This is a genomic window from Mesorhizobium sp. M7A.F.Ca.CA.002.05.1.1, assembly GCF_003998335.1.
In the GTDB taxonomy this organism is placed as follows: domain Bacteria; phylum Pseudomonadota; class Alphaproteobacteria; order Rhizobiales; family Rhizobiaceae; genus Mesorhizobium.
Genome location: NZ_RZQI01000243.1, coordinates 1 through 7,148 on the forward strand (window position 1 = coordinate 1; position 7,148 = coordinate 7,148).

The following is a 7,148-nucleotide window of genomic DNA, read 5'->3' on the forward strand; positions in this document are numbered from 1 at the left end:
ATGGTTGGCAAGCATGTCCGGTCTCTCGAAGAACGGCTTGGCGTTCGCCTGCTCAACCGGACCACACGCCGGCAGAACCTGACCGATTTCGGCCGCGCTTACTATGAACGCTGTCGGGTGGTGCTGGCCGAGGCCGACGCCGCAGATGCGCTCGCCGCCGACCAGTTTTCGGAGCCACGCGGAAAACTGCGCGTCACCATGCCGGCGCATTTCGGTCGCCACTGCGTGACGCCCGTGCTGCTGAAACTCGCCCGGCAATATCCGATGCTGGAACTCGATCTATCTCTCAGCGATCGCTTCGCCGATCTTGCCGAGGATGGCTACGATCTCGCCATTCGGACCGGTGCTCTGGGCGACAAGGCGGGGGTGATCGCACGCCGCGTCGCGCGCCAGGACATGGTCGTCTGCGCCGCACCTTCCTATCTCAGAAATCATGGCGAACCGCGACAGATCGAGGATCTCGCCGACCATCAGGCAATTGTCTACCGCCGGCTCGGCCAGATCATTCAGCCCTGGCTATTTGCTCGAGAGGGGCAACCGGTGCAGGAGATCATACCGACCGGCCGTCTGCGGCTCGACGATCTCGATGCCATCGCTGACGCGGCTGCCGACGGCATGGGCCTTGCCTGGTTGCCCTGGTGGCTGGTGCGCGAGCGCATTGAAGCCGGCGTTCTGCTGGCGCTGTTGCCGGATCAGCCGCGATATCTCTACGACTGCCACGCCCTTTGGCTGCAGACACCGCATCTGCCGCTGAAGGTGCGGCTGGCCGTCGATGCGCTGGCGGCTGCCTTGCCGAAGTCGATGGCCTAACCGCAACGTCGCAATCGCTCTCAGTTGAGATCGCGCGGATACTCCTTGACCTCGCTGCGGTCGACGATCAGCTCATCGCCATCATGGGCGGTGATGTGGGTCTCGATCCGCCAGACCTTTCGCAGCGCCCTTACCGTCGCCTTCACTGAAAGCCGCACCTGCCAGTCGCCGCGACCATAGGACTTGTCCCAGGTGCAGGTGCCGACCGCCGAGTTCGGATCGTCGGGGTGGATGATGAACCGGTCGACATGCCTCGCCGAGAGCACCATTCCCGTATGTGGATGCCGCACCGTGCCGCCATCATTGGCGACCTGATAGACGGTCTCGCCGGTGACCTGGTCCGTCGACACCGAACGCTGGAAGCCGTCGCCCTTGGCCAGCACCTCTTGCTCCATCGGCGCGGCGCTTTCCGGAGTCAGGAAAACCCCCAGTGTGTCGTCCAGCTTCTGCTGCGCGCGCACCGGCAGGATCAGCCGGCTGTCGCCGCAATGGATCGACAACGTCGCCTGCTCGGCCGTCGGGAAGACGATCGGCCAATGCGATGTCGCCAGCGCCAGCCGGATACGCTCGCCGACCTCGAAACGCTGCCCGCAGCAGCGCAGCTTGACGCGGACGGTCTCCGCCTGGCCCGGCACCATGGGTGCGATGTCCAGATCATCGTTGCGATGGCTCAGATTGAGGATGCCGTAGCTGATACGCGAGGCGGCACCTTCAGGGAATACCTGCGACAGCGTGGCGGACAGAAGGGCGACGGGCTTGTCGGAGGAGAGCTTGACCTCGAATTCGGGGAAGCCAAGGATCTCGACCGCTTCGGTCAACGGCGCCGTCTCGAAGATCAGGGCATTGCCTTCTTCCATGCGCTGGTCGACCGGCAAGGTCGGCATCACGCCATAGCCGCACCAGGCGCCGGACGACAGGCCGGCCGTCTGTGGCGATGAAACCTCCAGGATCGCGTTTGCGCCCTTGGCTTCGCTCAGCACATGCGGCGCAAGGTTCAGCACCTTTTCGCCGACGCCGGGTCCCGGCCACGCCGGTTCCGCCACCCAGCGGCCGGGCCGCTCGTCATAGATCGCCGCCGGCCGTGCGGGATCCTGAATCCAGGCGCGCAGCATCGGCTCGTCGGCAATGCCGGTGTCGATGCCCTTGAGATATTGATCCCACCAGCGCAGGCACTCCTGCAGGAAGCCGATACGCGGTCCGGGCATGGCGAAGTGCGGATATTTGTGGCCCCAGGGTCCGATCAGGCCCTTGCGAGGACCGCTCAGTTTTTCCAGCATCCGGAAGATCGGATTGGGATAGCCGTCGGCCCAGCCGCCGACGGCATAGACCGGGATCTCGACATCGGAATAATCCTCGCAGATCGAACCGTGCTTGTAGAAATCGTCGCGGCGCTGGTGTTCGAACCAGTCCTGCATCCAGATGCCGTTGCCGTTCAGCCGTTGCTCCCAAAGCTCGCGCCAGCGGTCGCCGACAACAAGCGGATCCGGTGGCGTCATGGCGATGGCCCAAGCGGTGGTTCCCCACATCAGATTGTCGCACATCATCGCGCCGCCGAGATAATGCACGTCATCATTATAGCGGTCGTCGGTCGAGCACAGCGAGACGACGGCTTTCAGCGCCGGCGGGCGGCGGGCGGCGACCTGCAGCCCGTTGAAGCCGCCCCAGCTGATGCCGATCATGCCGACACTACCCGAGCACCAAGATTGCCGGGCCAGCCATTCGATGACCGCCAGGCAGTCATCCTGCTCCTGCTTCAGATACTCACCCTTGCACAGCCCCTCGCTGTCGCCCGAGCCGCGCATATCGACCCGCACGCCGGCATAGCCGTGACCGGCGAAATAGGGATGCGTCAGCGCATCGCGCTCCACCGTTCCGTCACGCTTGCGATATGGCAGATATTCCAGGATCGCCGGCACCGGATCGGCCTCCGCGTCTTCCGGCAACCAGATGCGTGCGGCCAGCTTGACGCCGTCCGGCATCGGAATCCACAAATTCTCGATCTCGCGGACTTTGCGCGGGAAATCGGTGACGACGCGGATATCTTGCATGGCGGCTCCTCTCAACGCCCGGCCGACACTTGCGCCGGTGGCGATCCTTATGTGTTCAGCGGGAAATGGCAGGTCAGACGGCTGTCGCCAACTGCGACCGGGACGGGGACATCCACCGTGCAGCGGCCCTGGGCCTGCGGACAGCGTGTGTGAAATTCGCAGCCTGAAGGGCGCGCCAACAAGGACGGAACGTCAGCCGGCAGCGTGATACGCTGATGCACCCTGTCGGGATCGGGCTCTGGATTGGCCGAGAGAAGGGCCGCCGTATAGGGATGATGCGGCGCGCGGAAGATCGCTTCGGTTTCGCCCTGTTCGATGAAGCGTCCGAGATACATCACCGCCATGCGGTCGGCGATCTGGCGCACGACATGCAGATTGTGGGTGATGATCAGCATCGACAGGCCCATGCGGTCACGCAGGTCGTTGAGCAGGTTCAGCACCTCTCCCTGCACCGAGACGTCGAGGCCGGCTGTCGGCTCGTCGGCGACGACCAGCACCGGGTCCAGCGCGATCGCCCGCGCCACACCGACGCGGCGCGCCTGGCCGCCGGAAAGCTGGTGCGGGTAGCGGTCGGCGAAATCGCGCGGCAGCCCGACCAGTGCAAGAAGTCGTGTGACTTCGGCGTTGAGATCGCGATCCGACAGTCCGTGGATGACGAAAGGCTCCGACAGCAGCGACCGCACGCTGAGCCGCGGCGACAACGATCCGACCGGATCCTGGAACATCATCGGCATGCGCCGCCGCACCGGTTTCATGGCGGCGTTGGACAGGCCTTGCAGTTCCTGCCCTTCAAACAGGATCGTGCCCGCTTTCACCGGCTGAAGACCGTTGAGCGTGCGCGCCAGCGTCGTCTTGCCCGAGCCGGATTCGCCGACCAATGCGAAGGTGCTGCCTCGTTGAAGCGTGAAGCTGACACCGGACACCGCTTCGATCTCGGTGGCTCGCCCGGCAAGTCTGGCGGACAGGCCGCCAACCCGGAACGAGACACGCAGATCGCTGACACGGAGCAGGTCGTCGGAACTCATGCGTTCATCGCTCCCAAGGGAATGTCCGCATGCCAGCAGCGGGCGATGTGAGACCCACCGAGGATTGCGCTGGGAGGCGTCGTCAGGCATTGGGCGTCGGCGCGATCGCAGCGCGGCTGGAAGACGCAGCCGCTTGGTCGGCGGCGCAGATCCGGCAAGGTCCCGGCGATGGTCGGCAGGCGGGCAACCCGCTGCGACAGCCGCGCGGGATCACAGGCCAAAAGCTTCTGCGTGTAGGGATGGCGCGCATCGTGGAAGATCTCGCGAGTCGTGCCGCTCTCCACCACCTCACCGGCATACATCACGATCATCTCGTCGCAGAGTTCGGCAATCACGCCCAGATGATGCGAGATGAACAGCACCGAGCAGCCGATGTCGCGCTGCAGATCCTTGAGCAGTTCGATAGTGGCCACCTCCAGCGTCGCATCGAGCGCAGTCGTCGGCTCGTCGGCGATCAGCAGCGCCGGTTCCATCATCAGCGCCATGGCGATGGCGATGCGCTGCTTCATGCCGCCGGAGAACTCGTGCGGAAACTGCGTCAGCCGGCTTTCCGGATCGGGAATGCGAACCTTGCGCAGCATGGCGACCGAGCGCGCATCCTTGTCCCGCTTCGACAGGTTCGAGCGATACTGGATGTCGCGCATCTGGCGCCCCACCGACAGCACCGGGTTGAGCGCGCCCATCGGATCCTGGAACACGGTGGCGATCCTGAGACCGCGCAAGCCGCGCATCGCGGTGGGGTCGAGCCGGGCAAGGTCCTTGTCGCCCTCGAAGATGATCTCGCCCGATGTGATTTCACCATTGTCGGCGAGCAGGCCGAGAATGGCGTTGATGAGCGTCGATTTCCCGCAGCCGGATTCGCCGACCACGCCGACGCTGCGGTTGGCCGGCACGGAAAAGCTCACCTGCTTCAGCGCCTCCAATCGCCCACTCTCGGTGTGGAAGGCGACGCTCAGATTCTTGACCTCGAGAACCGTCATGAGCGTCCCTTCAGCCTGGGATCGAAGAGGTCGCGCAGCGTCTCGCCGAAGAAGGTGAAACCGAGTGTCGTCAGCACGATCGGCAGGCCGCCGGCAATCACGATCCAGTAGGAATCGCGAATGTTGGCGAAGCCGTCATTGAGGATCGCGCCCCAGCTCGGCGTCGGCGGCCGCACGCCGAGCCCGAGAAAGCTCATGCCGGCCTCGATCGCCACCACCACGGGAATGTCCATCGATATCAAGATCAGGATCGGGCCGATGATGTTGGGCAGGATATGGACGCGCAGGATGCGGCCCGCACTGGCGCCCATCGAGCGCGCCGCCATGACATGTTCGGCTGATTTGAGCACCAGCGTCTGGGTTCTGATGATGCGGGCATAACCCGGCACATTGACCAGCATCACCACCAGCACCACCGCGTAGAGCGAGGGGCCGAACAGGGTGACCAGCGTCAGCGCCAGCATAACGGTGGGAAAGCTCTTCACCGCGTCGAAGATCAGCAGCAGCACATTGTCGAGCCAGCGCGGCCCATAGCCTGCGATCAGCCCCAGCACGACGCCGACAACCAGCGACACCGCTGTCGCGCCCAGCGCGATCAAAAGCGCGACGCGCCCGCCATAGAGCACCCGGGTGAGAAGATCGCGGCCGAGATGGTCGGTGCCGAGCAGATGCAGCAGGCTCGGCGAAGCGAAGCGTTCGGCCGGCGATATCTTGCTCGGCGCATAGCTGGTCAGGAGGCTGGCGAAGACCGCTGACAGCACCACGACCGTCACCAGCGTCAGGCCGATGGCGCCCAGCGGCTCGCGCATGATGCGGCGCACGGTGCGCCATATCATGCCGAGACGGAAGCTGCGGGACGGCAGCTCAGTTGAAACTTGATCTGACACGGGGATCCAATAGGCCGACCAGAATGTCGGCCGCTACGTTGACGAGGACGAAGAAGACCGTGGTGACCAGCACGGCTCCGGAGACGATGGGGTAGTTGCGCACCGAGATCGCCTCATAGACCAGCTTGCCGATGCCGGGGCGGGCGAAGACGATTTCGGCGAAAACGGAAGACGACAGCATGTGGCCGATGCCGACGCCGAGCAAGGTGATCGTCGGCAGCACGGCGATACGCAGCGCGTAGGTGTAGACGATCCGGTGCTCGGTCAGGCCGAAGGCGCGCGCCGTGCGGATATGGCTGGCCTCCAGTGTCTCCAGCATCGAGGCGCGCACCATGCGCGAGATGTAGCCGATCCAGCCAAGGCCGACCGCTAGAGACGGCAGGATGAGGTGCTGAAGCCGGCTGGCGAGGTCGCCCGGTTCGCCGGCGCCGATCGCCGGCAGCCATTGCAGGGCGACCGCAAACACCAGCAGCGAATAGATGGCGACGACGAAGGATGGCACGGCGATCATCGCCACCGACAGCACCCCGATCACCTGATCGACAAAGCCGCCGCGCCGCACCGCCGCGATGCAGCCAAGCGGGATGCCCAGCGCCACCGACCACGTGATGCCGCCGACCACCAGCGCCAGCGTGAACGGAAGCTGTTCCATCACCACGTCCAGGACCGGCCGGTTCGACAGAACCTCGGTGCCGAGATCGCCATGCAAGGCAGAGCCGTAGAAGTTCACGAATTGCCGCCAGACAGGTTGATCCAAGCCCATACGCTCGCGCAGCGCCTCCTTCATCTCCGGCGTCGCGCGTGGCCCCAGCGCGACGGAGGCCGGGTCTCCGGGAATGAGGTAGACCATGGCGAACATCATCATCATGGCGACGCTGATGATGATGGCGCCAAGCCACAGACGCTTGAGGGCGTAGCGGATCATTTTCGGTACCTGTCGGATGGTCTTTGGCCGGGGCGAGCCCCGCCCGCCGATATCATGCCGGTTTGAAGTCGGTGAACACGGGTTCGCCGTTCGGCTTCAGGCCGGCCACAAGCGTGTCTCGATTCATGATGCCGGTGACCTCATGCGTCAGGAAAATGTAGTTGCCGTTCTCCTCCATCAGGTCCTGAAGCTTCTTGTAGATGACATCGCGCTTTGCCGGGTCGAGCTCGACCATGCCCTCGGCGTTGAGCTTGTCGAATTCCTCGCTGGAAAAACGCTCCCAGTTCCAGACGCCGATCTGGTCGCGGGTGAACCAGGCGGTGGCCCAGCTCGGGTCCGGCTGCATGGAGAAGCGGCTGATGATCATCTGCAGCTTCTTGTAGTAGTCGCCTTCCTTGGCGCCAAGCGTCCAGAAGGTGCCGCTGTCGTTCTGCTTGATCTCCACAGTGAGACCGACATCCTGCAGGTTCGAC

At 64.3% G+C, this 7,148-nt stretch carries 6 protein-coding genes and 1 pseudogene; 1 reads left to right on the forward strand and 6 read right to left on the reverse strand.

All coding sequences use genetic code 11. The annotated features are described in order from the left end of the window. The coding region (locus EN939_RS14540) for a LysR substrate-binding domain-containing protein (protein ID WP_127268559.1) at positions 1-810 on the forward strand (810 nt) is incomplete at its 5' end. Positions 811-830: 20 nt separating this feature from the next. Here the strand turns inward: EN939_RS14540 and EN939_RS14545 are convergent. From EN939_RS14545 to EN939_RS14570, 6 genes and pseudogenes are all read right to left on the reverse strand, one after another. After that, positions 831-2,858, reverse strand: coding sequence for a CocE/NonD family hydrolase (locus EN939_RS14545; protein ID WP_127268560.1), 2,028 nt, complete (start codon positions 2,856-2,858; stop codon positions 831-833). Positions 2,859-2,905: 47 nt separating this feature from the next. Next, positions 2,906-3,883: an ABC transporter ATP-binding protein gene (locus tag EN939_RS14550; protein ID WP_127268561.1), complete on the reverse strand. Its 978-nt coding sequence runs from the start codon at positions 3,881-3,883 to the stop codon at positions 2,906-2,908. Next, positions 3,880-4,863: an ABC transporter ATP-binding protein gene (locus EN939_RS14555; RefSeq protein ID WP_127268562.1), complete on the reverse strand. Its 984-nt coding sequence runs from the start codon at positions 4,861-4,863 to the stop codon at positions 3,880-3,882. Before EN939_RS14555 ends, EN939_RS14550 begins: the two co-directional genes overlap by 4 nt. Beyond that, positions 4,860-5,699 carry an ABC transporter permease gene (locus EN939_RS14560; RefSeq protein WP_127268563.1) on the reverse strand — a complete coding sequence of 280 codons (840 nt, stop codon included), beginning with the start codon at positions 5,697-5,699 and terminating at the stop codon, positions 4,860-4,862. The genes EN939_RS14555 and EN939_RS14560 overlap by 4 nt, the downstream gene beginning before the upstream one ends. Positions 5,700-5,727: 28 nt before the next feature. Further along, a complete protein-coding gene (locus EN939_RS14565) occupies positions 5,728-6,675 on the reverse strand; it encodes an ABC transporter permease (RefSeq protein WP_127268564.1) in 948 nt (315 codons plus the stop codon). A gap of 52 nt (positions 6,676-6,727) precedes the next feature. After that, positions 6,728-7,148 (reverse strand): annotated as a pseudogene (locus EN939_RS14570) (ABC transporter substrate-binding protein); the annotation flags it as partial.